The sequence below is a fragment of the Corynebacterium sp. LK28 genome (assembly GCF_014335105.1).
Classification (GTDB): Bacteria; Actinomycetota; Actinomycetes; order Mycobacteriales; family Mycobacteriaceae; genus Corynebacterium; species Corynebacterium macclintockiae.
On the sequence record NZ_PDGZ01000013.1, the window covers coordinates 60,126 to 83,392 of the forward strand.

The 23,267-nt window shown below is 63.7% G+C and carries 24 protein-coding genes; 19 read left to right on the forward strand and 5 right to left on the reverse strand.

The window, feature by feature from the left end; translation table 11 throughout:
• Positions 1-60: 60 nt before the first annotated feature.
• The 10 genes from CRD15_RS07975 (at position 61) to CRD15_RS08020 (ending at position 10,555) form a co-directional block, all read left to right on the forward strand.
• A complete protein-coding gene (locus tag CRD15_RS07975) occupies positions 61-1,632 on the forward strand; it encodes an aldehyde dehydrogenase family protein (RefSeq protein ID WP_187402314.1) in 1,572 nt (523 codons plus the stop codon).
• A gap of 124 nt (positions 1,633-1,756) precedes the next feature.
• Positions 1,757-4,030, forward strand: coding sequence for a Tex family protein (locus CRD15_RS07980; RefSeq protein ID WP_187402315.1), 2,274 nt, complete (start codon positions 1,757-1,759; stop codon positions 4,028-4,030).
• 111 nt (positions 4,031-4,141) lie between these two features.
• Entirely contained in the window at positions 4,142-4,483 is a 342-nt protein-coding gene (gene rplS, locus CRD15_RS07985; RefSeq protein ID WP_034976072.1) for a 50S ribosomal protein L19, read from the forward strand.
• An 85-nt stretch (positions 4,484-4,568) separates the two neighbouring features.
• The gene (gene lepB / locus CRD15_RS07990; RefSeq protein WP_034970500.1) at positions 4,569-5,402 is read left to right on the forward strand and encodes a signal peptidase I; all 834 of its coding nucleotides are present in this window, start codon (positions 4,569-4,571) and stop codon (positions 5,400-5,402) included.
• Between the two features lie 12 nt (positions 5,403-5,414).
• Complete coding sequence (locus tag CRD15_RS07995; protein WP_034970504.1) at positions 5,415-6,041, forward strand: ribonuclease HII; 627 nt, start codon at positions 5,415-5,417, stop codon at positions 6,039-6,041.
• A gap of 4 nt (positions 6,042-6,045) precedes the next feature.
• Positions 6,046-6,351 carry a DUF2469 domain-containing protein gene (locus CRD15_RS08000; protein WP_005295294.1) on the forward strand — a complete coding sequence of 102 codons (306 nt, stop codon included), beginning with the start codon at positions 6,046-6,048 and terminating at the stop codon, positions 6,349-6,351.
• Between the two features lie 165 nt (positions 6,352-6,516).
• Positions 6,517-6,876, forward strand: a complete 360-nt coding sequence (locus CRD15_RS08005; RefSeq protein ID WP_051873926.1) for a YraN family protein — start codon at positions 6,517-6,519, stop codon at positions 6,874-6,876.
• 3 nt (positions 6,877-6,879) lie between these two features.
• Positions 6,880-8,442 (forward strand): YifB family Mg chelatase-like AAA ATPase, encoded by a 1,563-nt coding sequence (locus CRD15_RS08010; protein WP_187402316.1) that lies wholly within the window; start codon positions 6,880-6,882, stop codon positions 8,440-8,442.
• Complete coding sequence (gene dprA / locus CRD15_RS08015) at positions 8,439-9,629, forward strand: DNA-processing protein DprA (protein ID WP_187402317.1); 1,191 nt, start codon at positions 8,439-8,441, stop codon at positions 9,627-9,629. Before CRD15_RS08010 ends, dprA begins: the two co-directional genes overlap by 4 nt.
• 17 nt (positions 9,630-9,646) lie before the next feature.
• Complete coding sequence (locus tag CRD15_RS08020; protein WP_034972957.1) at positions 9,647-10,555, forward strand: tyrosine recombinase XerC; 909 nt, start codon at positions 9,647-9,649, stop codon at positions 10,553-10,555.
• Here the strand turns inward: CRD15_RS08020 and CRD15_RS08025 are convergent.
• Complete coding sequence (locus CRD15_RS08025; protein WP_034972956.1) at positions 10,530-11,111, reverse strand: M23 family metallopeptidase; 582 nt, start codon at positions 11,109-11,111, stop codon at positions 10,530-10,532. The genes CRD15_RS08020 and CRD15_RS08025 overlap by 26 nt on opposite strands.
• Before the next feature lie 478 nt (positions 11,112-11,589).
• Here CRD15_RS08025 and rpsB point away from each other — a divergent pair, with 478 nt between their 5' ends.
• The 5 genes from rpsB to CRD15_RS08050 all read left to right on the forward strand — a co-directional run bounded on the left by rpsB (position 11,590) and on the right by CRD15_RS08050 (position 15,794).
• Positions 11,590-12,426 (forward strand): 30S ribosomal protein S2, encoded by an 837-nt coding sequence (gene rpsB, locus CRD15_RS08030; RefSeq protein ID WP_034991587.1) that lies wholly within the window; start codon positions 11,590-11,592, stop codon positions 12,424-12,426.
• Positions 12,427-12,596: 170 nt separating this feature from the next.
• A complete protein-coding gene (tsf, locus tag CRD15_RS08035; RefSeq protein WP_034970521.1) occupies positions 12,597-13,415 on the forward strand; it encodes a translation elongation factor Ts in 819 nt (272 codons plus the stop codon).
• A gap of 172 nt (positions 13,416-13,587) precedes the next feature.
• Positions 13,588-14,289, forward strand: a complete 702-nt coding sequence (pyrH, locus tag CRD15_RS08040; protein WP_222866530.1) for a UMP kinase — start codon at positions 13,588-13,590, stop codon at positions 14,287-14,289.
• Between the two features lie 56 nt (positions 14,290-14,345).
• Positions 14,346-14,903: a ribosome recycling factor gene (gene frr, locus CRD15_RS08045; RefSeq protein WP_034976062.1), complete on the forward strand. Its 558-nt coding sequence runs from the start codon at positions 14,346-14,348 to the stop codon at positions 14,901-14,903.
• Positions 14,904-14,939: 36 nt separating this feature from the next.
• Positions 14,940-15,794, forward strand: a complete 855-nt coding sequence (locus CRD15_RS08050) for a phosphatidate cytidylyltransferase (protein WP_034982093.1) — start codon at positions 14,940-14,942, stop codon at positions 15,792-15,794.
• 4 nt (positions 15,795-15,798) lie between these two features.
• On the opposite strand, the gene CRD15_RS08055 is transcribed toward CRD15_RS08050, so the two are convergent.
• Positions 15,799-16,161: a lipopolysaccharide assembly LapA domain-containing protein gene (locus CRD15_RS08055; protein WP_370546955.1), complete on the reverse strand. Its 363-nt coding sequence runs from the start codon at positions 16,159-16,161 to the stop codon at positions 15,799-15,801.
• A 98-nt stretch (positions 16,162-16,259) separates the two neighbouring features.
• On the opposite strand from CRD15_RS08055, the gene rlmN reads away from it, so the two are divergent.
• A complete protein-coding gene (gene rlmN / locus CRD15_RS08060) occupies positions 16,260-17,372 on the forward strand; it encodes a 23S rRNA (adenine(2503)-C(2))-methyltransferase RlmN (RefSeq protein WP_034972950.1) in 1,113 nt (370 codons plus the stop codon).
• Between the two features lie 5 nt (positions 17,373-17,377).
• Here rlmN and CRD15_RS08065 read toward each other — a convergent pair whose 3' ends face one another.
• Entirely contained in the window at positions 17,378-17,779 is a 402-nt protein-coding gene (locus CRD15_RS08065; protein ID WP_034982091.1) for a DUF2631 domain-containing protein, read from the reverse strand.
• A 153-nt stretch (positions 17,780-17,932) separates the two neighbouring features.
• Here CRD15_RS08065 and dxr point away from each other — a divergent pair, with 153 nt between their 5' ends.
• The 3 genes from dxr to ispG all read left to right on the forward strand — a co-directional run bounded on the left by dxr (position 17,933) and on the right by ispG (position 21,590).
• Entirely contained in the window at positions 17,933-19,117 is a 1,185-nt protein-coding gene (gene dxr / locus CRD15_RS08070) for a 1-deoxy-D-xylulose-5-phosphate reductoisomerase (RefSeq protein ID WP_370546957.1), read from the forward strand.
• Entirely contained in the window at positions 19,102-20,346 is a 1,245-nt protein-coding gene (locus CRD15_RS08075) for an RIP metalloprotease (RefSeq protein ID WP_043012567.1), read from the forward strand. Before dxr ends, CRD15_RS08075 begins: the two co-directional genes overlap by 16 nt.
• Positions 20,347-20,429: 83 nt before the next feature.
• Positions 20,430-21,590: a flavodoxin-dependent (E)-4-hydroxy-3-methylbut-2-enyl-diphosphate synthase gene (gene ispG, locus CRD15_RS08080; protein WP_034972946.1), complete on the forward strand. Its 1,161-nt coding sequence runs from the start codon at positions 20,430-20,432 to the stop codon at positions 21,588-21,590.
• Here the strand turns inward: ispG and CRD15_RS08085 are convergent.
• Positions 21,583-22,305, reverse strand: a complete 723-nt coding sequence (locus tag CRD15_RS08085; protein ID WP_187402319.1) for an ABC transporter ATP-binding protein — start codon at positions 22,303-22,305, stop codon at positions 21,583-21,585. The two genes, ispG and CRD15_RS08085, sit on opposite strands and share 8 nt — an antisense overlap.
• Entirely contained in the window at positions 22,302-23,183 is an 882-nt protein-coding gene (locus CRD15_RS08090; protein ID WP_034991603.1) for an FtsX-like permease family protein, read from the reverse strand. The genes CRD15_RS08085 and CRD15_RS08090 overlap by 4 nt, the downstream gene beginning before the upstream one ends.
• Between the last annotated feature and the right edge of the window lie 84 nt (positions 23,184-23,267).

Below are 23,267 nucleotides of genomic sequence, written 5' to 3' on the forward strand. Positions count from 1 at the left end.
AACATTCCCGCCCCGACATTCCCGCCCCTGAAGAACCCCAAGAAAGCGAGAAACCCAACCGTGAACACAGCACTGTTCGACCCAACCACCTGCGAGCTGCTGGCCGGAGTGCACAAGAACTCTGGCGCCCCCGCTTCGCTGTTCATCAACGGCCAGTGGGTGCCAGCCGAAGCCGGCGAGACCCGCACGATCATCAACCCCGCCGACAACACCACGGTCGGTGAGGTCTCCGAGGCCTCCGACGTGGACACGGAAAAGGCCATCGCCGCGGCCCGCGCTTCCTTCGACTCCGGCGTTTGGGCCGACGTACCCGCCGTCGAGCGCGGAAAGCTGCTGCTGCAGGTGGCGGCCAAGATCCGCGAGAACAAGGACGTGTTCGCCCGCGCAGAATCCGCCGATACCGGCAAGCGCCTGGTGGAGTCCGAGATCGACATGGAGGACATTGCCAACTCCTTCGAGTACTTCGGCACGTTGGTCCAGCACGAGGCCGGTCGTGTGGTCGATCCGGGTGACGCGAACGTGCGGTCCCGTATTGACGCCGAACCGGTTGGCGTCTGCGGCCTGATCACCCCGTGGAACTACCCGCTGCTGCAGGTGGCCTGGAAGGTGGCTCCCGCTCTGGCCGCCGGTAACTCCTTTGTGCTGAAGCAGGCAGAGCTGACCCCGCACACCGCCATGCTGCTAATGAGCATCCTGGATGAGCTGGGCCTGCCGGCCGGCGTGGCCAATCTGATCACCGGCGCAGGCGCGAACTGCGGTAACCCGCTGTCGCAGAGTCCGGACGTGGACATGGTCAGCTTCACCGGCGGTCTTGTCACCGGCAAGCTGATCGCCCGCAATGCGGCGGAGACCGTCAAGCGCGTGGCCCTGGAGCTGGGTGGCAAGAACCCGAACGTCATCTTTGCAGACGCAGACTTCGACGCTGCCGTGGATAACGCGCTCAACGGCGCGTTCGTCCACTCCGGTCAGGTGTGCTCCGCGGGCTCCCGCATCGTGGTGGAGGAATCCATCCACGACAAGTTCGTCGAGGCGCTGGTGGCCAAGGCCGAGCAGATTAAGATCGGTGGCCCGCTGGACGAGGCCGCCGAGACCGGCGCTCTGATTTCCGCCGATCACCGTGACAAGGTCGCCGCCTACGTCGACCACGCACGCGAGCAGGGGGCGAAAATCCTCTGCGGCGGTCGTATTCCAACGGCTGAGGACAACGAGGGCTCCCACTCCACGGGCAACACTGATCTGACCAATGGCGCGTTCTACCTGCCGACCGTCATCGACGGCTGCACCAAGGAGATGGACTGCGTCCACGACGAGGCCTTCGGCCCGACCGTGACGATCGAGACCTTTACCTCCGAGGAAGAGGCCGTGGCGATCGCCAACGACACGGAATACGGCCTGGCCGGCGCCGTGTGGACCTCGGACGCCGGAAAGGCAGAACGGGTTACGCGCAAGCTGCGTCACGGCACCATTTGGATCAACGACTTCCACCCCTACTTGCCGCAGGCGGAGTGGGGAGGAATGAAGCAATCCGGTAACGGTCGCGAACTCGGCCCCACCGGGTTGGCTGAGTACCAAGAGTACAAGCACGTCTACACCAACATCGCCCCTGCCGTGACTGGTTGGTTTAAGGGCTAAGGCTTTCAACGCCAGGTGGTTGGTTGCCGACCGCCACCTGGAATGCCTGCAACGGAATTCACTGGTGTTGCTCCCGAGTGGGGCGAGGATTTCGGCAAGCAGTAGCCCCTCTAGAATGTGGGGAATGACAGATAGCATCGCTAGCATCATTGCCCGTGAACTCGGAGTAGATACGCCCCGGGTTCAGGCCACCATCGACCTGCTGGACGATGGGGCTACCGTGCCTTTCATCGCCCGCTACCGCAAGGAAATCACCGGCGGTATGGACGACGGCCAGCTGCGTCAGTTAGAGCAGCGCCTCAACTACCTGCGCGAGCTCGCCGCCCGCAAGGAAGCGATCCTGAAGAGCATCGATGAGCAGGGAAAGCTGACCGACGAGCTGCGGCAGAAGATCATGGCCGTGGACACGAAGGCGCGCCTCGAAGATCTTTACCTACCGTTCAAGAAGTCTCGCCGCACCAAGGCCGCCATCGCCCGCGAAGCCGGCCTGGGCGAGCTAGTCGACAAGCTGCTCGCCGGTGGCAGCCCCGATGTGGCGGAGGACTACGTCCAGGAAGGGTTTGTGGACGCCGCCGCCGTGATGGCCGGCGCCCGTGCCATCGTGGTCGAGGACATTTCCACCGACGCAGATCTGGTGGGGGAGATCCGCGAGGAATACTTCCGCCGCGGCCGCGCGGAATCCGCGGTGATCGAAGGGCAGGAAGAACAGGGGCAGAAGTACCGCGATTACTTCGAATTCGACGAATCCTTTGAGGACCTGCCGAGCCACCGCATCCTGGCGCTGCTGCGCGGAGAGAACGAGGGCGTTCTGCGCGTGAACTTTGCGCCAGGGGAGGACGACGAGTTCTACCAGGGCATCATCGCCGACCGGACTGGACTGCAGCCGCAGGGGGACGACGCAGACAGGTTCCGCGCCGAATGCGTGCGCTTCGGCTGGCGCACCAAGCTGGCCGTCAGCTCCGCGGTGGATGTGCGCATGCGCCTGAAGGAAAAGGCCGATGAGGCCGCCGTGAGCGTGTTCTCTAAAAACCTCAAAGACCTACTGCTGGCCGCCCCCGCTGGTCACCGGGCAACGTTGGGCCTGGACCCGGGGTACCGCAACGGCGTGAAGTGCGCCGTGGTGGACGGCACCGGCAAGGTGCTGGACACGGTGGTGGTCTACCCGCACTCCGGCCAGTGGGATAAGGCGCGGGCAATCCTCAGCGCGCTGGTGAATAAGCACGGCGTGGAGCTGCTGGCGGTCGGTAACGGCACGGCCAGCCGCGAAACCGAGAAGCTGGCCAAGGAGATCGCCGGTCTGGCCGAGGGAACCAGGCCGCAGACGGTTGTTATCTCCGAGGCGGGCGCCTCTGTGTACTCGGCCTCCGAGGTGGCGGCCCAGGAATTTCCGGACATGGATGTCTCGCTGCGCGGTGCGGTCTCCATCGCCCGCCGCCTACAGGATCCGTTGGCGGAGCTGGTCAAGATCGACCCGAAGTCCATCGGCGTGGGACAGTACCAGCACGACGTGAACCAGACCTTGCTGGCCGCTGGCCTGGATAGCGTGGTCGAAGACGCGGTGAATTCCGTGGGTGTGGACGTGAACCTGGCTAGTGCATCCTTGCTGAACCGGGTGGCGGGCGTTACCCCGACACTGGCGGAAAACATCGTGGCCTATCGCGACGAAAACGGCGCATTTAAGTCCCGCAAGGAGCTGCTGAAGGTGCCGCGCCTGGGGCCGAAGGCCTTCGAACAGGCCGCGGGCTTCCTGCGCATCAATGGCGCGGCCGATCCGCTGGACGGCTCCGCCGTACACCCGGAGGCCTACCCACTGGTGCGCCGCATCGTGGAATCCACCGGAGTGGAGGTTGCCCAACTGGTGGGGAACACCGCCGTGTTGAGCAAGCTGCGGGCCGGGGACTTCGCCGACGATACGTTCGGTATCCCCACGGTCACGGACGTGCTGGCTGAGCTGGACAAGCCGGGGCGTGACCCGCGCCCGACGTTCAAGACGGCTACGCTCGCCGAGGGGATTGAGACCATCAAGGACCTCACACCCGGCATGGTGCTGGAAGGCACCGTGACGAATGTCGCCGCCTTCGGTGCCTTCGTCGACATCGGAGTGCACCAGGACGGCCTGGTCCACGTCTCCGCCATGAGCAACAACTTCGTCAAGGACCCGCACGACGTGGTCAGCTCCGGCGAGGTTGTGAAGGTGCGGGTCGTCGACGTGGATATTCCCCGCAACCGCATCGGCCTGTCGCTACGCCTGCAGGACGAACCCAACGGCCAGCCCAAGCCGCAGAAGGGGGCGGGGCAGAAGCGCAACCCTAGGAAGAAACCCAGCTCCCGAAACCAGGCGCCCCAGGGCAGCATGGCCGCCGCGCTGAAGAACGCGGGATTTGGTAATAACCGCTAGTCGGTGGCATACTACTCAAGTTAATTTCTGTTGTGGGTACGAACCCGTAGGCGCGCGCCACGCGAAAAGCCGCGAGGATCCTCTATCCAGACGAGCAAAAGGATTTCATCCATGCACATTCTAGATAAGGTCGATGCAGCTCAGCTGCGCGACGACATTCCAGAGTTCCGTCCCGGCGATACCCTGGACGTCCACGTCAAGGTTATCGAGGGCTCCAAGTCCCGTCTGCAGGTTTTCCGTGGCGTTGTGATCCGTCGCCAGAACTCCGGCATCCGTGAGACCTTCACCATCCGCAAGATCTCCTTCGGCATTGGTGTGGAGCGTACCTTCCCGGTTCACTCCCCGAACATCGACCACATCGACGTTCTGTCCCGCGGTAAGGTCCGCCGTGCGAAGCTGTACTACCTGCGCGATCGTCGCGGTAAGGCAGCCCGCATCAAGGAGCGCCGCTAACCCTTCACCCCGAAGCGGTACCAACCCAGTCACACTCGTGTGGCTGGGTTTTTTGCTGTTGAGGGCACTGGTATCCTGATTCCTTGTGACTCATCGACAGGATTCGAACGACCCCAACGCAAACCCCGACAAGCGCCCCGAAACGGATTACGTCAACGGTGCGCCGCAAGGCGAGGCTCAGCCGGAGGAGGGGGCGTCACCAAAAAAGAAACAGAAGAAGACCTACCCATGGTGGGTAGAGATGCCGATAATCATCTTGATTACGATGCTGGTGCTCGGCGCCTTCAACAACTTCGTTGGGCGCATGTACCTGATTCCTTCCGAGTCGATGGAACCCACCCTGCACGGCTGCCACGGCTGCACGCCCGACCGCATCTTCGTGAACAAGCTGGCTTACCGCGGGGACAAGAGCCCGGAGCCGGGCGACGTGATCGTCTTCGTCGGCACGGAATCGTGGAATGAGGAATACGTTTCCCGCCGCAGCTCCAACGGCGTGATGCGTGGCCTGCAGAACCTCGGCGCCACGATCGGCATCATTGCACCGGACGAGAACACCCTGGTCAAGCGCGTAATCGCCACCGGCGGCCAGACCGTGCAGTGCCAGGAAGGTGACCCGGGCATCATGGTCAACGGCAAGAAGGTCGACGATTCCTACACAATGAACCCGCCGGTCAACCCGATCGACCCCACCACGGGCTCCAAGGAGTGCCAGGGTGACTACTTCGGGCCGGTGACCGTGCCGGAAAACTCCGTGTGGGTGATGGGCGATAACCGTACGAACTCGCTGGATTCCCGCGCGCACATGGGCGACGAGTACCAGGGCACGATCCCGGAGGAGAACATCGTCGGCGAGGTCGAGTCCATCCTGCTGCCGTTCAGCCGCATCGGCGGCGTGGATTCCCTGCCGATCCAGGGCTAGATCCCAGGCTCGATGGAAAGTGAGCTCATCGCCGCGGGACTGGGGCCAGTCGCCGGAGTGGACGAGGCCGGTCGCGGGGCGTGCTGCGGGCCGATTTCGATCGCAGCCTGCATTCTGCCCGCGGAGTTGGAGAACACGGGGCTAGACCGCCTGACCGATTCCAAGAAGCTGACGGAGAGGACCCGCGAGCGCCTCTACGACGTCATCCGGGACGTCGCCGTTGCCTATTCGATCATCCACATCAGCGCCGAAGACATCGACCGCTTTGGTATTCAGCACGCCAACGTGTCCGGCATGCGACGGGCAGTGGCGGCGCTGGAGGTGCAGCCCGGCTACGTGTTGACGGACGCGGTCAAGGTTCCCGGCCTGCCTATGCCTCACCTGCCTGTGGTGAAGGGCGATCAGATGGCCAAGTGCATCAGCGCGGCAAGCGTGCTGGCAAAGGTTTCCAGGGATCGAGTGTTGCGAACGCTCGACGAGGAATTCCCGGGGTATGGTTTGGCTAGTCACAAGGGTTATGGCACCAAGGCTCACATGGACGCGGTGAGTCTGCACGGTGGCACCCCGTATCACCGCTACAGTTACAAGAACGTGGCTGCTGCGCACCGGCAGTGGCTCGAGGGAAAGGATCGAGGGTAGGTTCGTGAGCGCTGAGGAACTAGACGACTACGAAGCAAACGTCGAGCTGTCGATGTACCGCGAGTACCGCGACGTGGTCAGCCAGTTTTCCTATGTGGTGGAGACCGAGCGCCGCTTCTACCTGGCCAACGCCGTGGAGCTGATCCCGCGCAACTCCGGCGGCGAGGTCTACTACGAGGTCCGCATGTCCGACGCTTGGGTGTGGGACATGTACCGCCCCGCCCGTTTCGTCCGCTACGTGCGCGTGATTACCTACAAGGACGTCAACATCGAGGAGCTCGACAAGCCCGAGCTGCAATTACCGGACTGACCTGCTTTTTCTCTTGTGAACTCACAGCCCAGGGGTTTTCCACAGCCCCCTGGGCTTTTGTTGTTCTTGTTTGTTTAGTGACGCCCCCTTGCGGGGATAATGCCCCACACTTGTGAACCAGGTGCCGACCGTGGGGGTCGGTGCCGGTATCAAGAAGGGGACGCAATGGCGGTAAACAAGCGCGCGGTGGGCGACGCGGGGGAGAGTCTGGCCACCGAGTATCTACAGCGGGCGGGGTACGAGGTGCTGGATCGGAACTTCTATACCCGCTACGGGGAGCTGGACGTGGTGGCGCGGACACCCGAGGACGGCCTGGCTTTTATCGAGGTGAAGTATCGTACTTCGGACTCCGACGGGGGCGGAGTGGCGGCGGTGGGGCCGCGGAAACTGAGGCGGATCCGCACGCTGGCCGGATTGTGGTTGGAACAGAACCGCGAGGGGGTGCAGTTTTCTGGGGGACTGCGCGTGGACGTGATCGATGTTGGTCCCGATGGGGTACGCGAGCACGTCGAAGGGGTGTGGTGACCAGTGGCCGTGGGGCACGCGCAGTCGATTGCGTTGGAAGGGACACGGCGGACGGTGATCACCGTCGAGTGTGATGTGAGTAGGGGGCTTCCCGGCATCTCGATCGTCGGTATGGGGGATACCGCAGTGGTGCAGGCGAAGGATCGCATCCGTTCGGCGCTGAAGAACTCCGGCGTGGGGTGGCCGGGGTCGCGGACTGTCATGAGCCTATCGCCTGCCGGGTTGCCGAAGCAGGGGGCGGGTTACGACCTGGCGATGGTGTGCGCGATGTTGTCGGCGGTCGCTGACGATGCGCTGGGGGCGGGGAGGCTTTCGGGTGCAGTCCTAGTGGGGGAGCTGGGACTGGACGGGCAGGTCCGTCCGGTGCAGGGGGTATTCGCACTGGTGCTGGCCGCAGCGATGGAGGGCTTTTCCACGGTCGTGGTGCCCGTCGGCAATGAGGCCGAAGCTGCCGAGGCAGCCGCTGCCGTCGACGGATCTATCACTGTCCTGGTCGCCCGCAACCTGGGCGGGGTGATCGATTGGCTGCGCGGTGGGGTGTTGCCGGAAGCGTGCCCGGGGGAGCACGCTGCACCCCGCCCGGTGGGGGATCTGGCGGACGTTCTGGGGCAGCCTGCCGCGTGCCGGGCCGTGGAGGTCGCCGCAGCCGGGGGCCATAACCTGCTGCTGACCGGGCCGCCAGGCAGTGGCAAATCCATGTTGGCCGAACGGTTGCCGGGGATTCTGCCACCGATGACGGACAGTGAGCGCATAGAGGCCGCCGGCGTCCACTCGTTGGCGGGGGTGAAGGGGAACCTGCCGGAGGTACTTGCGGGGCAACGGCCGTTCATCGCCCCACACCACAACGTCACACCAGCGGCCCTGATCGGCGGCGGGCGGATCCCGGTGCCCGGGGCGGTGAGCCTGGCACACCACGGAGTGTTGTTTATCGACGAGGTCGCCGAGGCACGCCGGGATTCCTTGGAATGTCTGCGCGTGCCGATGGAGCAGCGGCGCGTAGAGCTCATGCGCGCGCAGAGGATTTCCAGCTTCCCCGCCGATTTTCAGCTGGTGCTGGCCGCAAACCCCTGCCCATGCGGGGCGGAGCTGCCCATAGATTGCCGCTGCCCGTCGGGCATTCGTAGCCGGTATCAGGCGAAGCTATCCGGACCGCTGCGGGATCGCGTGGACGTGTTCGCAGCCACCACCGGCAGGCCGCAGATCGAGGGGCTCAAAAATTTTGGAGAGCCCAGCGCCACCGTAGCCCAGCGGGTGGCCGAGGCCCGGGATCGTGCCCGACAGCGATGGGGCGCCGCTAGTAACGCGCTGGTGCCCGGAAAAATTTTGCGCCAGGTCGGGGTGGACGAATCCGGCTCGCTACTGCTGGAGGACATGCTGCGCACCGGCACCATCACACAGCGGGGAGTGGACCGCGCCATTCGCGTTGCCTGGACCCTTGCGGACTTGGACCACGCCGCCGCCCCGCATCTGGGCCATATCAGCGACGCGGTCGAACTTTTCGGCGCAGACAGCGAGCTAGCGAGCAGAGAACCGGCGAGTAGAGAACCAGCGGAGGCACAGCGATGACTACTCAAAAAAATCTTCTAGCGTGGGCCTACGTGCGGCGAGTCATTGAGGCCTCCCGCCTGGACGTGCTGGACATGCTCTGGCCCGACGGCTGGGATCAGGCCGGCCCCTCCCAGGTACAGGCCGTAGCTGACGCCCTGGCGCGCCGGGCTGGGACCCTGCCCGATGCCCTGGCCGATGCGACCTCCCAGCGCTACGACCACGACCCCACGGCCGACGCGGAGCTCGCGGCTGCCCGCGGCTGGCGCCTGGTAACGCCAGAGGATGACGAGTGGCCTGCGGAACTGACCGCCAGCTTCGTCCGCATGGCAGATTCGGGCGCGGATCATGATTCTTCCGTCCGTGGCCAGGCTGCCGCTCCTTTTGCTCTGTGGGTGCGCGGCGATATGCGTCTGGACACGGCCGTGCGGCGTTCCGTCACGGTCGTCGGCACCCGCGCGGCCACGCGCTACGGCGAGCAGGTTACCAAGTCCTTTGCAGGAGACCTGGCGGATGCGGGCTTCAGCCTGATCTCCGGCGGCGCGATCGGTATCGACGCACTCGTTCATCGCGCGGCGTTACAGTCCCAGATCCCCACCCTGGTGGTCATGGCATGTGGCCTTGACGTGCCCTATCCCAAGGCGCACGCGGAGCTGTTCGAGCAGATCGTCGCCGCCGGTGGGCTCCTCATTAGCGAATATCCACCGGGCACTCCGCCGGCTCGCCATCGCTTCCTCACCCGTAACCGCCTGGCCGCGGCGCTCAGCCAGGCCACTCTGGTCGTGGAGGCACCTCTGCGCAGCGGCGCACTGAACACCCTGAACTGGGCCGAGGCCTTCGTGAAGCCGACCTTCGCCGTCCCCGGCCCCGTCACCTCGCATGCCTCGCTGGGGTGCCTCGAACGCATCCGCACGTCGCGCGCCACCCTGGCCGTCAGCGCCCGCGACCTCATCGAGGAGCTCAGCCCCCTCGGCGAGCAGATGGCCTTGGGGTTTGGTGCGGAGGATCGCTCGGAGCTGTTGAATTGGGAACATGTCGCGGTTATCGACGCCGCCGCCCTCCCCAGCGGCCGTGGTCCCGAAGGCCGACTGCCCCAGTTGGTGGAGGCCACCGGTTTGCCCGCGCGCACGGTGATTCGGTGCCTGCGCGACTTGGAGGGGATGGGCAGGCTTCGCCGAGAGGCCGATCGCTGGATTAGGGTCGAGTGACCAGCTAAATTGGTCACATGAACAACTCTCGTCCCACTGGCACCACGGCGCCGCTGTGGTCTGCGCTGGACGACTACGAACAGCACCTGCGCCACGTCGTGGGGCGCAGCGAGAACACAATCCGCGCTTACCGACGGGACCTCGACAGCGCTCTGGAGGGTCTGGAACGAATCGAACAATTCGACCTCGACCGCGCCCGAGACGTGCTCGGCTGGGCGGTCGATAACGGCGCCAGCAGGGCCAGCCTGTCCCGTCTGGCCTCCAGCATGCGCGGTTTCGGGGCGTTCCTGGCCCACCGTGGATTCGTGCAGGCCAACCCCGTCGCAGCGCTGAAGGCACCCAAGCCGCAGCGCACGCTTCCGCGCGTGTTGCGGGCCGATCAGGCCGCCGACTTGCTGGACGGCTTGCGCACGGAACCGCAAGATTCCGACCCGCAGAGCATCCGCGACTGGGCGATGGTCGAGCTGCTCTACGCCACCGGTATCCGCGTATCGGAACTCGCGGGGTGCGACGTTGACGATGTGGATTTCTCCAATAACCTCCTCCGGGTCACGGGTAAGGGCAACAAGACCCGGGTTGTGCCCTTCGGCGCTACGGTCTCGGCTGCTTTGGAACAGTGGCTTTCGGCTCGCACCACGATGGCCAAGGGAACCCCGGCACTGTTCGTCGGGACTAGGGGCAAGAGGATCGACCCCCGCCAAGTGCGCACCGTTGTGAACCGCGTAACCCAGGCAGGCCCCGGGCCGCGCCTGTCGCCGCACGGCCTGCGGCACTCCGCGGCCACGGCAATCCTCGAGGGCGGTGCAGACCTGCGGGTGGTGCAGGAGCTGCTCGGCCACGCCAACATGTCCACCACGCAGATCTATACTCACGTGGGCACAGAACGGCTGAAGGCCGTGTTTAACCAGGCGCATCCCAGAGCCTGACCCGCACACTGCCGAGCAAGGTCATCGGGTCGATGTAGGCTCGCTTTCTGCCCTCCAGCCTGGCGCCCCAGGACAGTCCCGGGGATTTGCGGGCGTAGTCGGGCAGGGCAGCGGCATCCGCCAGCACTCCGATGGCCTCGCCCCGGCGGATCTTTTGTCCGGCACGGACGCGGGCGAGTACCGGCTCGTACGTGGTGCGAATGCCATCCGAATGGCTGATCGAGACCACCGGCGTGCCCGCCACCACGCCAGCGAAGGCCACGATGCCACCCCTGCTGGCCACGATCACCTGGCCGGGCGAGGCCTGCAGATCCACGCCGCGGTGCCCGGGCTTCCAGACCGCGTCCGGAATGTCCGCGGCGCGGATCACCTGCGCATCCTTCGCCGAGGGCAGTCGGTGGGAGCGGACGATGCGGGGTAAATCTGATTGAGTCGCTGCAGAATGGGGCTCTGCAGATTGGGATAGGGCAGAGGGTGCAGGGGATAACGGAACGCCCGCACAGAAGAAGACCAGTGCAAGAGTGAGGCAGAGGGTGCGGTTAAGCCGTGGGATCATGGTTAAAGATGATGCGTGGGGGCGTCATAAAAAAGAAAGGGCATAGGCGTGAGGTTGTGGATAACTAAAAGTTGTCCACAGGACACGCGCGGGTGGACTTGTTTCAGCAGCGTGAGTGGGGGTAGGGTAGCAGTCGCAGTATGTCCGGGCTCGTCCTCATGCAACTCGCATGTGACATTCACATGGAGGGCAAGCGGTTTCGCGAAGACCGTGGGGTAGAGCAAGGCTACTGACTACGCGTAGATAATTCGCACCCCACACAATGGCTCACCAGCACGGTCCCGCTAACGACGGCGGGCGAACATGGCGAGTCACAGCTACACCGGGGAAGTATCTGCCAGGATGGTGCATAAGCCACGCACGTACAGTGAGTGTCGAGTGCATCGTGAAGAAAACCGTCAAACCCTAAACTTTGAAAGCGAGGAAGGGGCGGCGCCGACCACACGGCCGGCTAGAAGAAATACGCCCCTGTAACACCATGGCTGTTGTTACTATGCGCGAGCTGCTGGACGCTGGTGTCCACTTCGGTCACCAGACCCGTCGTTGGAACCCGAAGATGAAGCGCTTCATCTTCACCGACCGCAACGGCATCTACATCATCGACCTGCAGCAGACCCTGACCTACATCGATGAGGCTTACGAGTTCGTCAAGGAGACCGTAGCCCACGGCGGCAACATCCTGTACGTTGGCACCAAGAAGCAGGCTCAGGAAGCAGTTGCTAACGAGGCTGAGCGCGTTGGCATGCCTTACGTCAACCACCGCTGGCTGGGCGGCATGCTGACCAACTTCCAGACCGTTGCTAAGCGTCTGCACCGCCTGAAGGAACTGCAGGCAATGGACGCAGCTGAGGACGGCTACAAGGGCCGCACCAAGAAGGAAGTTCTGATGCTGACCCGCGAGCGCAACAAGCTGGAGCGCGTCCTGGGCGGTATCGCGGACATGACCAAGACCCCGTCCGCACTGTGGATCGTCGACACCAACAAGGAGCACATCGCTGTCTCCGAGGCGCAGAAGCTGAACATCCCGGTTGTCGCAATCCTGGATACCAACTGCGACCCGGACGTTGTCGACTACCCGATCCCGGGCAACGACGATGCCATCCGTTCTGCAAACCTGCTGACCAGCATCATTTCCTCCGCTGTTGAGGCCGGCCGCCAGGCACGCGCCGAGCGCCAGGAAGCTGCTGCAAAGGAAGCTGCAGGCGACGCTGACAAGGCTCCGGCTGAGGCTGAGAAGACCGAGGCTCCGGCTGAGGCTGAGAAGACCGAGGCTCCGGCTGAGGCTGAGACCGCCGAGGAAAAGTCTGAGGCATAAGCTGTTGTAGAACAGCTATAAAGCGCCCACCCCCGTATGGGACACAGATTGAATCCCGTGTCCAACGGGCGTGGGCGTTACTTGTAACCTAGGCTGGAAAACAGGACTGAGTTTAGAAACTGTAATTTCAGCCACCATTAATACTTCCACCAGAAGGAGGATCGCCCCACATGGCGAACTACACCGCTGCAGACGTTAAGAAGCTCCGCGAGATCACCGGCTCCGGCATGATGGACTGCAAGAAGGCCCTGGAAGAAGCCGCAGGCGACTTCGACAAGGCCATCGAGATCCTGCGCATCAAGGGTGCAAAGGACGTTGGCAAGCGCGCAGAGCGCTCCGCTTCCGAGGGCCTGATCGCTATCTCCGGCAACACCATGATCGAGGTCAACGCTGAGACCGACTTCGTGGCAAAGAACGCCGAGTTCATCGAGTTCGCCGACAAGGTAGCTGCCGCAGCTGCCGAGGCCAAGGCAAACTCCCGCGAAGAGCTCGAGGCAGTTGAGGTTGACGGCCAGAAGGCTGTTGACGCTCTGCAGCAACTGTCCGCAAAGATCGGTGAGAAGCTGGAGTTGAAGCGCGCCACCACCATCGAGGGCGACAAGGTTGCTGTTTACAAGCACCACCGCTCCGCTGACCTGCCGCCGGCAGTTGGCGTTCTGGTTTCCTACGAGGGCGACGACGAGGGTGCTGCCAAGGCTGCCGCTATGCAGGTTGCCGCTCTGAAGGCTAAGTACCTGAGCAGCGACGAGGTTCCGGCCGAGACCGTTGCCAAGGAGCGCGAGATCGCCGAGGCTACCGCTCGCGAGGAGGGCAAGCCGGAGAAGGCACTGCCGAACATCATCGAGGGTCGCCTGAAGGGCTACTTCAAGGACGTTTGCCTGCTGGATCAGCCGTCCGTCACCGAGTCCAAGAAGTCTGTTAAGCAGGTTATGGACGAGGCCGGCGTGACCCTGAAGGGCTTCAAGCGCTTCGAGGTTGGCCAGGCTTAAGGTCTGCACACTCCGAAAATTTTTTCGGCAGAGGCTCCGGCACACGAATGGGTGCCGGGGCCTCTTTTGTGTGTCCGGGTGGGGTATTATGACCACCAGTGCCAAACACGTCTACCTCAAGGAGCAAACCCCGGTGAGTACAGCCGAAAACCGCGAAGGCTACAAGCGCGTTATGTTGAAGCTGGGGGGTGAGATGTTCGGCGGAGGAAAGGTCGGCATCGACCCCGACGTTGTCCAGAACGTCGCACGGCAGATCGCGGAAGTCTCCAAGTCTGGCGTAGAAGTAGCCGTGGTTATCGGCGGCGGTAACTTCTTCCGCGGTGCCGAGCTGCAGCAGCGCGGCCTGGAGCGCTCCCGCTCCGACTACATGGGAATGCTCGGCACGGTGATGAACTGCCTGGCTCTACAGGACTTCCTGGAGCAGGAGGGCGTGGACTGCCGCGTACAGACCGCCATCCAGATGACCCAGGTCGCAGAGCCCTACCTGCCTCTGCGCGCACGCCGCCACCTCGAAAAGGGACGCGTGGTTATCTTCGGTGCAGGCATGGGCATGCCGTACTTCTCCACCGACACCACGGCCGCCCAGCGCGCCCTGGAAATTGGCTGCGAGGTCCTGCTGATGGCCAAGGCCGTCGACGGCGTATACAGCGACGACCCGCGCACCAACCCGGACGCGGAGCTGTTCCACGAGATCACCCCATGGGAGGTCATCGAGAAGGGCTTGAAGGTCGCAGACGCCACCGCGTTCTCCCTCTGCATGGACAACAAGATGCCGATCCTGGTGTTCAACCTGCTTACCGAGGGCAACATCGCCCGCGCGGTCGCCGGCGAGCGCATCGGCACCTTGGTCGACAGCAACGTCCGCACCAGCTAGCCATACAAGCGGGTCACTCAACACTTTCCCCACCGTAGACTGGTAAATTCTTAAACATGATTGACGATATTCTGCTTGAATCCGAAGAGCGCATGACTAGCTCTGTGGAGCACGCTCGCGAAGACCTGACGACCATTCGTACCGGTCGCGCGAACCCGTCGATGTTCAACGGCGTGGTAGCCGAGTACTACGGGGTTCCCACTCCGATTACCCAGATGGCCACCATCAGCGTGCCGGAGCCCCGCATGCTGCTGATCAAGCCCTACGAGCAGTCCACCATGGACGAGATTGAGAACGCTATCCGCAACTCCGACCTGGGCGTCAACCCCACCAACGACGGCCAGGTGCTGCGCGTAACCATCCCGCAGCTCACCGAGGAGCGCCGCAAGGAAATGGTCAAGGTGGCCAAGTCCAAGGGCGAGGACGCGAAGATCGCCATCCGCAACATCCGCCGCAAGGGCATGGAGCAGCTGGGCAAGATCCAGAAGGACGGCGAGGCCGGCGAGGACGAAGTCCGCGCGGCGGAGAAGGATCTGGAGAAGATCACCCACAACTACGTCGAGCAGGTCGACGCCCTGGTGGAGGCCAAGGAGAAGGAACTGCTCGAGGTCTAAAGAGGACCTCCTCGGCGCAAGAAAGGTTCTGTACTCATCGTTGCTCGCCCGAAGCCCAAGAACAGCGCCGGCCGCGACCTAAAGCAGGCAATCGCGGTCGGCGTGTTCTTGGGCGCCATCGCAATCGGGGGGCTGTTCACGCCCTTCGCCTGGTATCCGCTGGTCGCCCTGGCTCTGTCCCTGGCGGTCTACGAAGTGTGGCGTCGACTGTACGAGGCCGGATACGTACTGAACCTGCCTGTCCTGATCCTGGGATCTCAGGTGATCGTGTGGCTGTCCTGGCCATTCGGGCCGACGGGCGCGCTGGGAGGGTTCGTCATCAGTGTTTTGCTGGTGATGGTCACGCGCCTGTTTCACCACGGCCGTTCTTCGCCGCCGCATAACTATCTGCGCGACACGGCGGTCGGCATTTTCCTGCTGACGTGGATACCCCTGTTCGGTAGTTTCGCCGCCATGCTGTCGCGCATGCAACGCGATCACATTGACGGCTGGGCCTTTATCGTCACTTTTATGCTGTGCGTCGTCGGTTCCGACGTCGGTGGTTATATCGCGGGCGTGCTCTTCGGCTCGCACTCGATGGCTCCCGCGGTGAGCCCGAAGAAGTCCTGGGAAGGCTTTGTCGGCTCGCTGGTTTTGTCCACCGCCATCGGCGTGGCGTGTGTGACTCTGCTGCTCTCCGGCCCGTTCTGGGTGGGGCTACTGTTGGGTCCGGGGCTGGCTTGCTGCGCTACCCTCGGCGATCTTGTGGAGTCGCAGTTCAAGCGCGACCTAGGCATCAAGGACATGTCAGGCATGCTGCCGGGCCACGGCGGTTTGATGGATCGCCTGGACGGCATGTTGCCGTCGGCGATGATCACCTGGGTGGTGCTGAATATGCTGAGCGGCGTGTAGCCCCCTAGCGGGTGACCTGCTTGCGCAGCTGGATGATGCGCACGCCACCGACCAGCGCCATAATTAGCGCGCCGACGATCGCGGCAATCAGCATGCCCACGCCGATCGGGAAGGTCATCGTCCAGCCCAGCAGCTGCAGCTCCACGGACTCCTGATTCTGCAGGATGAACACCAGCAGCAGGATCAGCAGCAGCACACCCACAATCAGGCCGACCCACGTCGTGCCTGCCAGCGACTTCTGTACTTCGCGGTGCTCTTCGGGGTTCTTTGGTGTTGACGCCGCCGGCTCCACCCCAGCCGGCGGTCCCTGAACTGGCTCGTTGTCAACGGGCTGAGCGTTGTTCTCTGGCATGGGTGGGCGGTTCATATTGTCGTTCATACCTCCCATTCAACGGCATATCCGGGCGCACTTCAGATTTTGGCAATGTGAGGGTTACCCCCGGTACGTGCAATAATGGGCGCATTATGGCTACACCAGTGAAACTTCAGTTCGCCGCGCCTAAAAGGGGCATGCCGCCTGCACACATGGCGGATCTAGATCAGGAAACTCTGCAGCAGAAGGTCCAGGAGCTCGGTTTGCCGAAGTTCCGGGCCGACCAGATTCGGCGTCAATACTACGGGCGCCTGCAGGGCGACCCGATGGAGATGACGGACCTGCCAGAGGCGAAGCGAGCAGCGGTGAAGGAGGCGCTGTTCCCCGAACTGATGCGCCCGCTGCGCAACATGGAGGCCGACGACGGCGAAACGCGCAAGACGCTCTGGCAGCTGCACGACGGCACGATGCTGGAGAGCGTGCTGATGCGCTACCCGGGGCGCGCGACGCTGTGCATTTCCTCCCAGGCTGGCTGCGGAATGGCATGCCCGTTCTGCGCTACCGGTCAGGGAGGACTGGACCGCAACCTCTCCGTCGGCGAGATGGTGGAGCAGGCCCGCGCCGCCGCCGTGGCGATGCGCGACGGGGAAGTCGATGGGGAAGAGGGGCGCCTGTCTAACATCGTGTTCATGGGCATGGGCGAGCCGCTGGCGAACTACAAGCGAGTGGTGGAGACCATCCGTAAGGTGTCGGCCCCCGCGCCGGAGGGATTTGGCATTTCTCAGCGCAACATCACCGTCTCCACGGTGGGGCTGGCTCCGGCGATCCGCAAACTGGCGGACGAGGATATGAAGGTGCGCCTCGCGGTCTCCCTGCACACCCCCGATGACGAACTGCGCGATGAGCTAGTTCCGGTGAACAACCGCTGGTCGGTGGAGGAAGTGCTGGATGCCGCGCGCTACTACGCGGATACTTCCGGGCGCCGCGTATCCATTGAATACGCCCTGATCCGAGATATGAACGATCAGGATTGGCGTGCCGACCTCTTGGGCAAGAAGCTGCGCGGAGCGCTGGGCTCGAAGGTGCACGTTAACGTGATTCCACTGAACCCGACTCCGGGCTCCAAGTGGGATGCGTCCCCGAAGGAACGCCAGGATGAGTTCGTCCGCCGTGTGGAGGCCCAGGGCGTGCCGTGCACCGTGCGCGATACGAAGGGCCAGGAAATTGCTGCGGCCTGTGGCCAGCTAGCGGCGGAAGAGCGCTAGGAAGACTAGCGCGCGACCGTCGTCGGGTCGATGTTCTGAGCGCGCAGTTCGTCGTCGCTCAGGTTGGAGTATGCACCGGTCAGGTTCAGCTGGTCAGCGGACCATACCGGCTCGACGTGGCCTTCCGGCTTGTTGCGCGCGGTGACGGTCTTGCGCTGCTTGAACTTCGGGGTAGCCAGCCACAGGCCCAGGCCGACGAATACCACGACGGCCAGGACGATCAGCCAGATGTTCTCAACATTGCCCTTGTGGTTGCCGAACAGCATGCCCAGCAAGAACAGGCCGCCGATCACACCGGCAGTAATGATTCCGCGACGCGGAAGCTCGCTCCAGCCCCAAGCCGCAGACGGTACGTCCGCGGTGGATACGCCGTTGTAAACTTCAGCTTCCTTAGAGTGGTGCGCCACCGTTTCCTCCTGAATGTCAAAAGAATTCTATCTCTCGTATTTTGACACACCCGACCCCAATTGTCCCTATCCGCGCGCGGGGAATGGCAGGAAAATACCTACTTTGGGTGGGGATGTGCGGGCGTCCCAAAGAAAAGAAATAGAATAGGCCGCGTGAAAACGCGTGTAGTAGTTCTAGGCAGTACCGGCTCCATAGGCACCCAAGCTTTGGAGGTGATGGCGGATAACCCGGAGCGTTTCGAGCTCGTCGGGATTTCCGCGCACGGATCGAAGCCGGAGCTGCTGGCGGATCAGGTGCGCCAGTTCGGATTGGAGCTCAGCCACGTGGCGGTGGCCTCCGAGCGGGCAGCTGAGTGGCTGGACGGGGAGATCGGCGGGGGACGTTGCATCCGCGGCAAGGATTCCGCCCGCGAGTTGGTTGAGGCGCTCGGGCCGGGGCTCACCGAGAACGATGTGATCCTCAACGCCCTGGTGGGGTCGTTGGGCCTGGACGCCACCCTGGCCGCCTTGGGAACGAAGGCGAAGCTGGCAATGGCGAACAAGGAATCCCTCGTGGCCGGTGGGCAGCTGGTGCTCGAGGCCGCGGCGGAAGGGCAGCTGATTCCCGTGGACTCGGAGCACTCCGCGATGGCTCAGTGCCTGCGCTCCGGGCGGGTGGATGAGGTCGACTCGCTGGTGCTGACCGCCTCCGGTGGCCCCTTCCGCGGCTACACCCGCGCGCAGCTGGAGGATGTCACCCCGCTGCAGGCCGCCAACCACCCGACCTGGTCGATGGGCCAGATGAACACGCTGAACTCCGCGACGATGGTCAACAAGGGGCTGGAGCTGATCGAGGCCAGCCTGCTGTTCGGCATTCCCGCCGAGAAAATCGACGTGACCGTCCACCCGCAGTCCATCGTCCACTCCATGGTCACCTTTATCGACGGGGCGACGATCGCCCAGGCCTCCCCGCCGTCGATGAAGCTGCCGATCTCCCTGGCCCTCGGCTGGCCAGATCGCATTGCCGATGCCCAGCCGAAGCTGGACTTCTCCACGGCCGCGGATTGGCACTTCGAGCCGCTGGACGACGACGTCTTCCCGGCCGTCACGCTGGCACGCCAGGCCGTCACTGCCGGCGGAACGATGCCCGCGGTTTATAATGCAGCGAACGAGGAAGCGGCCGTCGAGTTCCTGAACGGCAGGCTGAGCTTCCCCCGCATTGTGGATACTGTGGCGGCCACCATGGAGGCCTGCCAACACCTGTCCGCCGAACCCAACGACCTGGAAGATGTGCTGGCAGCGGAGCGCGAAGCCCGTGCCAAGGCGCATGAAAGGATGGCCACGTGGCTTTCGGACTAGGGGTAGTTCTTTTCGCCCTAGGCATCGCCGTCTCTATTGCCCTGCACGAGGCAGGGCACCTTATCGCCGCCCGCATGTCGGGTATGCGCGTGCGGCGCTACTTCATCGGCTTCGGCCCGACGATCTTTAGCTTCCGCAAGGGGCACACCGAATACGGCCTGAAGGGCGTCCCCCTGGGTGGTTTCTGCGACATCGCCGGCATGACGAAGCTGGACGAGATGACCGACGAGGAGCGCCCGTACGCCATGTACGACAAGCCGGCGCACCGGCGCATCTTCGTCATGCTCGGCGGCATCATCATGAACATAGTCCTGGCCCTGGGCATCCTCTACGGCGTGGCCTTGGCCTGGGGATTGCCGGACCGCAGCGTGGTGTTCACTCCCACCGTCGAATCCACCCAGTGCGCACCGGCGAAGCAAAATTCGGACGGCACGCTCGCCAAGTGCTCGGGCGACGGTCCGGCGGCGGAGTCCGGCGTCCAGACCGGCGACACCTTTCTATCCGTCAACGGCGAAGAAACAAAGGACTTCCGGGCCTTCACCAAGGCCATCGCCGACGAGGCGAAGCACGCGGCCGACAACGGTAAGAAGGTCGGCGACCGCATTACGGTGCCCGCCGTTGTAGACCGCGAAGGTAAGCACCAGAACCTCGACCTGCAGATCGAGCTGGTGGAGCGCCTGAACTCCGCCGGCAACCCCATGACCTCCGGCGCTGTCGGCATCAGCGCGAAGCGGCCGAAGTTCGTCATCAATCAGTACAACCCGGCCAGCGCGGTGGGCGGCACGCTGTCCTTCACCGGGGGAATGGTCAATGACACGTTCCACGGCCTCATCGAGCTGCCGCAGCGCGTGCCGGGCGTGGTCAAGTCCATCTTCGGCGGCCACCGCGCCGACGATTCCCCGATGAGTGTGGTCGGCGCCTCCCGCGTCGGCGGCGAGCTAGTGCAGTACCAGCAGTGGATGAGCTTCCTCATGACCCTGGCGAGCCTGAACCTCTTCCTCGCCGCCTTCAACCTGGTGCCATTGCCACCGTTGGACGGCGGCCACATCGCCGTGGTGATCTACGAGAAGATCCGCGACTTCTTCCGCCGCCTGCGCGGTAAGCAGCCGGGTGGCCCCGCCGATTACACCAAGCTGATGCCCCTGACCTACGCGGCCACGGCAGTGTTGTTGGTGTTCGGCATTATCGTCATCGTCGCTGATGTAGTTAATCCGATCCGTATTTTCTGACGCCCACATCTGCGCGCCTGCAACGACGCGTAGAATTGTTGAAGGTTCAACGGCATTCACAACTGAAAGGTTTGTCTTCGTACATGTCTGGTATTTCCCTGGGTATCCCCGACGGTCCGCCCCCAGTTCTGGCCCCGCGCCGTAAGACCCGCCAGCTGATGGTCGGCGGGGTAGGGGTGGGCAGCGATCACCCGATCTCGGTGCAGTCGATGACCACGACGAAGACGCACGACGTTAACGCGACGTTGCAGCAGATCGCCCAGCTGACCGCCTCCGGCTGCGATATCGTCCGCGTGGCGTGCCCGAAGACGGTGGACGCCGAGGCGCTGCCCGCCATCGCCGCCAAGTCCCCGATCCCGGTCATCGCGGACATTCACTTCCAGCCGAAGTACATCTTCAGCGCCATCGACGCGGGCTGCGCGGCCGTGCGCGTGAACCCTGGCAACATCAAGGAGTTCGACGGCCGGGTCAAGGAGGTAGCTAAGGCTGCCGGGGATGCAGGCATTCCGATCCGTATTGGCGTCAATGCCGGTTCGCTGGATAAGCGCATCATGGAGAAGTACGGCAAGGCCACGCCCGAAGCGCTGGTCGAGTCCGCCATGTGGGAGGCCAGCCTGTTCGAGGAGCACGGCTTCGGCGACATCGCCATCTCTGTGAAGCACAACGACCCGGTCGTGATGGTGGAGGCCTACCGCCAGCTGGCCGCGCAGTCTGACTACCCGCTGCACCTCGGCGTGACGGAGGCCGGCCCGGCCTTTCAGGGCACCATCAAGTCCTCCGTCGCTTTCGGCGCGCTGCTGGCCGAGGGCATCGGTGACACGATCCGCGTGTCCCTGTCCGCCGATCCGGTCGAAGAGATCAAGGTCGGCGACCAGATCCTGCAGTCGCTGAACCTGCGCCCCCGCAAGCTCGAGATCGTGTCTTGCCCTTCCTGTGGTCGCGCGCAGGTGGATGTGTACAAGCTGGCCGACGAGGTCACCGCTGGCCTGGAAGGCATGGAGTTCCCACTGCGCGTGGCCGTCATGGGCTGCGTGGTGAATGGCCCGGGCGAGGCCCGCGATGCCGACCTGGGCGTGGCCTCCGGAAACGGCAAGGGGCAGATCTTCGTGAAGGGCGAGGTTATTAAGACCGTGCCCGAGGATCAGATCGTGGAGACCCTCATCGAAGAGGCCATGCGCATCGCCGAGGAAGAGGGCCTAGAGGCCGTCGAGGGCCAGAAGGCCGACGTGCGCGTGACTAAGTAGTCACGGGCGCTGCCTCGCTGGCTTTGCCGTCCACCAGCTCGATGCGGCGACCCAACGTGGCCAGCTGCTCCTGGTCGTGCGACACGTACAGCACTGGGGTGTTGCGCTCGCGTGCCAGACCCACGATCAGCTCCGTGACGCGCTGCGCGTTGGTGGTATCCAGCGCCGCGGTCGGCTCGTCGACCAGCAGTAGCGCCGGGTCGTTCATCATTGCGCGTGCCAGGTTAACGCGTGCCTGCTGGCCGCCGGAAAGCTCGGAGACCTTCGCGTTCTCTCGCCCTTCCAGGCCCACTTCCTTGAGCATGTGCTCGGCTTTCTCTTCTTGCTGACGCCACACTTTTCCGCTGATACCGAATGGCTTATCCAGGCGGCTCATCACCATGAGCTGTTCCTTAGCGTTCAGTGCGGGCAGGAGGTTCGGCTGCTGAAACACAATGCCCAGGTGGCGGCGGCGGATCTCGGCGGCCTGGCGACCCGACACGGTACCGAGCTCCAGTGTCTCCTCGCCGTGCAGGGTGGCCGACCCGCTGGTGGCGGTCTCCAGGCAGCCGATGATGGACAGCAGGGTGGACTTACCGGAGCCGGAGGGGCCGGTAATGCCGACGACCTCGCCGGGATCCACGTTGAAGCTGACGTCGCTCAGCAGGTTGCGCTTGGTGGTTCCGTCGGTGATCTCCAGGAAGATGTTCTTGACTTCGAGTGCGGGGAAGATCATGAGTTCATTGCCTTTCGCGGATCGACCTTCATAACGGGGATGATGGACAGGCCAGCGCCGAGGAGGCCTGCGGCCAGCAGCATGCCGGCGGGGACGAGGGTGGTGTTGGCGGTGACCTCCATGGGGATTCCATCCAGGAACCCACCGACGCCGACGGTCATCAGGGTGCCCGCCGCGATGCCCACGATCAGGACAACCATCGCCTGGCCGACCGCGTCGCTCAAGATACTGGAGCGCGTGCCGCCCAGCGCGACCGTGATGGCCACGCCTCGTAGGCGCTGCATCGTCCACACGGTGAAGAAGGCACCCAGCACCAGGGCGGAGATGACGTAGAGCAGTACAATCATGAGGTTCAGCGACGACTGCTCGCCCTTGTAGGAAGCGCTAGCGTTTAAGGCCTCCTTGCCCTTCAGCATGACCGCCCCGTTGATTGGTTCTACGTCGCCGGCAACCACGCCGAAGGTGGAGGCGCCGGGCAGGCCCTCTACCTCATCGGTACTCATCCAGTGGATGGGCTGATGCTCTAGGTAGAGGTCCTCGCTGGGCTTCTCGCCCTCGTAGGACATCGCAATGAACGGCTGACCTTCCGCATCCTTCGAGCGGGCCATCGTGACGACCTCTCCGCCACGGCTCTCAACGGCGCTGGCTTGGGCGTCACTAAGAGAACCCGTACTCAGGTTCACAGTGCCGCCGGCATCGTTGAGCACGAGTTGACGGTCGCTTCCGACCTTGTGCTGCAACGCGGAGGCGGACTGGAAGCTCAGACCTGCAGACAGGGAGCTCAAGAGAGTGACCATCGCGGTGATCAGAAGGACGGTGGTGATAATAAGCGCCGTCTTACCGCGGGATACGCGCAGTTCGCGGATCCCTTGAAACATAAAGCCCCGGACGGGGGTTAACGACTTATTACTTAGCATGGCTCCAATTCTTCGCGCGGAGAAGAAGGAGCACATCGGGCAAAG

Coding starts and splice junctions, on each gene's coding strand:
- CRD15_RS07980 (WP_187402315.1), top strand. CDS start 1,757: ATGACAGATAGCATCGCTAGCATCATTGCCCGTGAACTCGGAGTAGAT.
- rplS (WP_034976072.1), top strand. CDS start 4,142: ATGCACATTCTAGATAAGGTCGATGCAGCTCAGCTGCGCGACGACATT.
- CRD15_RS07995 (WP_034970504.1), top strand. CDS start 5,415: ATGGAAAGTGAGCTCATCGCCGCGGGACTGGGGCCAGTCGCCGGAGTG.
- CRD15_RS08005 (WP_051873926.1), top strand. CDS start 6,517: ATGGCGGTAAACAAGCGCGCGGTGGGCGACGCGGGGGAGAGTCTGGCC.
- dprA (WP_187402317.1), top strand. CDS start 8,439: ATGACTACTCAAAAAAATCTTCTAGCGTGGGCCTACGTGCGGCGAGTC.
- CRD15_RS08020 (WP_034972957.1), top strand. CDS start 9,647: ATGAACAACTCTCGTCCCACTGGCACCACGGCGCCGCTGTGGTCTGCG.
- CRD15_RS08025 (WP_034972956.1), bottom strand. CDS start 11,111: ATGATCCCACGGCTTAACCGCACCCTCTGCCTCACTCTTGCACTGGTC.
- rpsB (WP_034991587.1), top strand. CDS start 11,590: ATGGCTGTTGTTACTATGCGCGAGCTGCTGGACGCTGGTGTCCACTTC.
- tsf (WP_034970521.1), top strand. CDS start 12,597: ATGGCGAACTACACCGCTGCAGACGTTAAGAAGCTCCGCGAGATCACC.
- pyrH (WP_222866530.1), top strand. CDS start 13,588: ATGTTGAAGCTGGGGGGTGAGATGTTCGGCGGAGGAAAGGTCGGCATC.
- frr (WP_034976062.1), top strand. CDS start 14,346: ATGATTGACGATATTCTGCTTGAATCCGAAGAGCGCATGACTAGCTCT.
- CRD15_RS08055 (WP_370546955.1), bottom strand. CDS start 16,161: ATGAACCGCCCACCCATGCCAGAGAACAACGCTCAGCCCGTTGACAAC.
- rlmN (WP_034972950.1), top strand. CDS start 16,260: ATGGCTACACCAGTGAAACTTCAGTTCGCCGCGCCTAAAAGGGGCATG.
- ispG (WP_034972946.1), top strand. CDS start 20,430: ATGTCTGGTATTTCCCTGGGTATCCCCGACGGTCCGCCCCCAGTTCTG.
- CRD15_RS08085 (WP_187402319.1), bottom strand. CDS start 22,305: ATGATCTTCCCCGCACTCGAAGTCAAGAACATCTTCCTGGAGATCACC.
- CRD15_RS08090 (WP_034991603.1), bottom strand. CDS start 23,183: ATGTTTCAAGGGATCCGCGAACTGCGCGTATCCCGCGGTAAGACGGCG.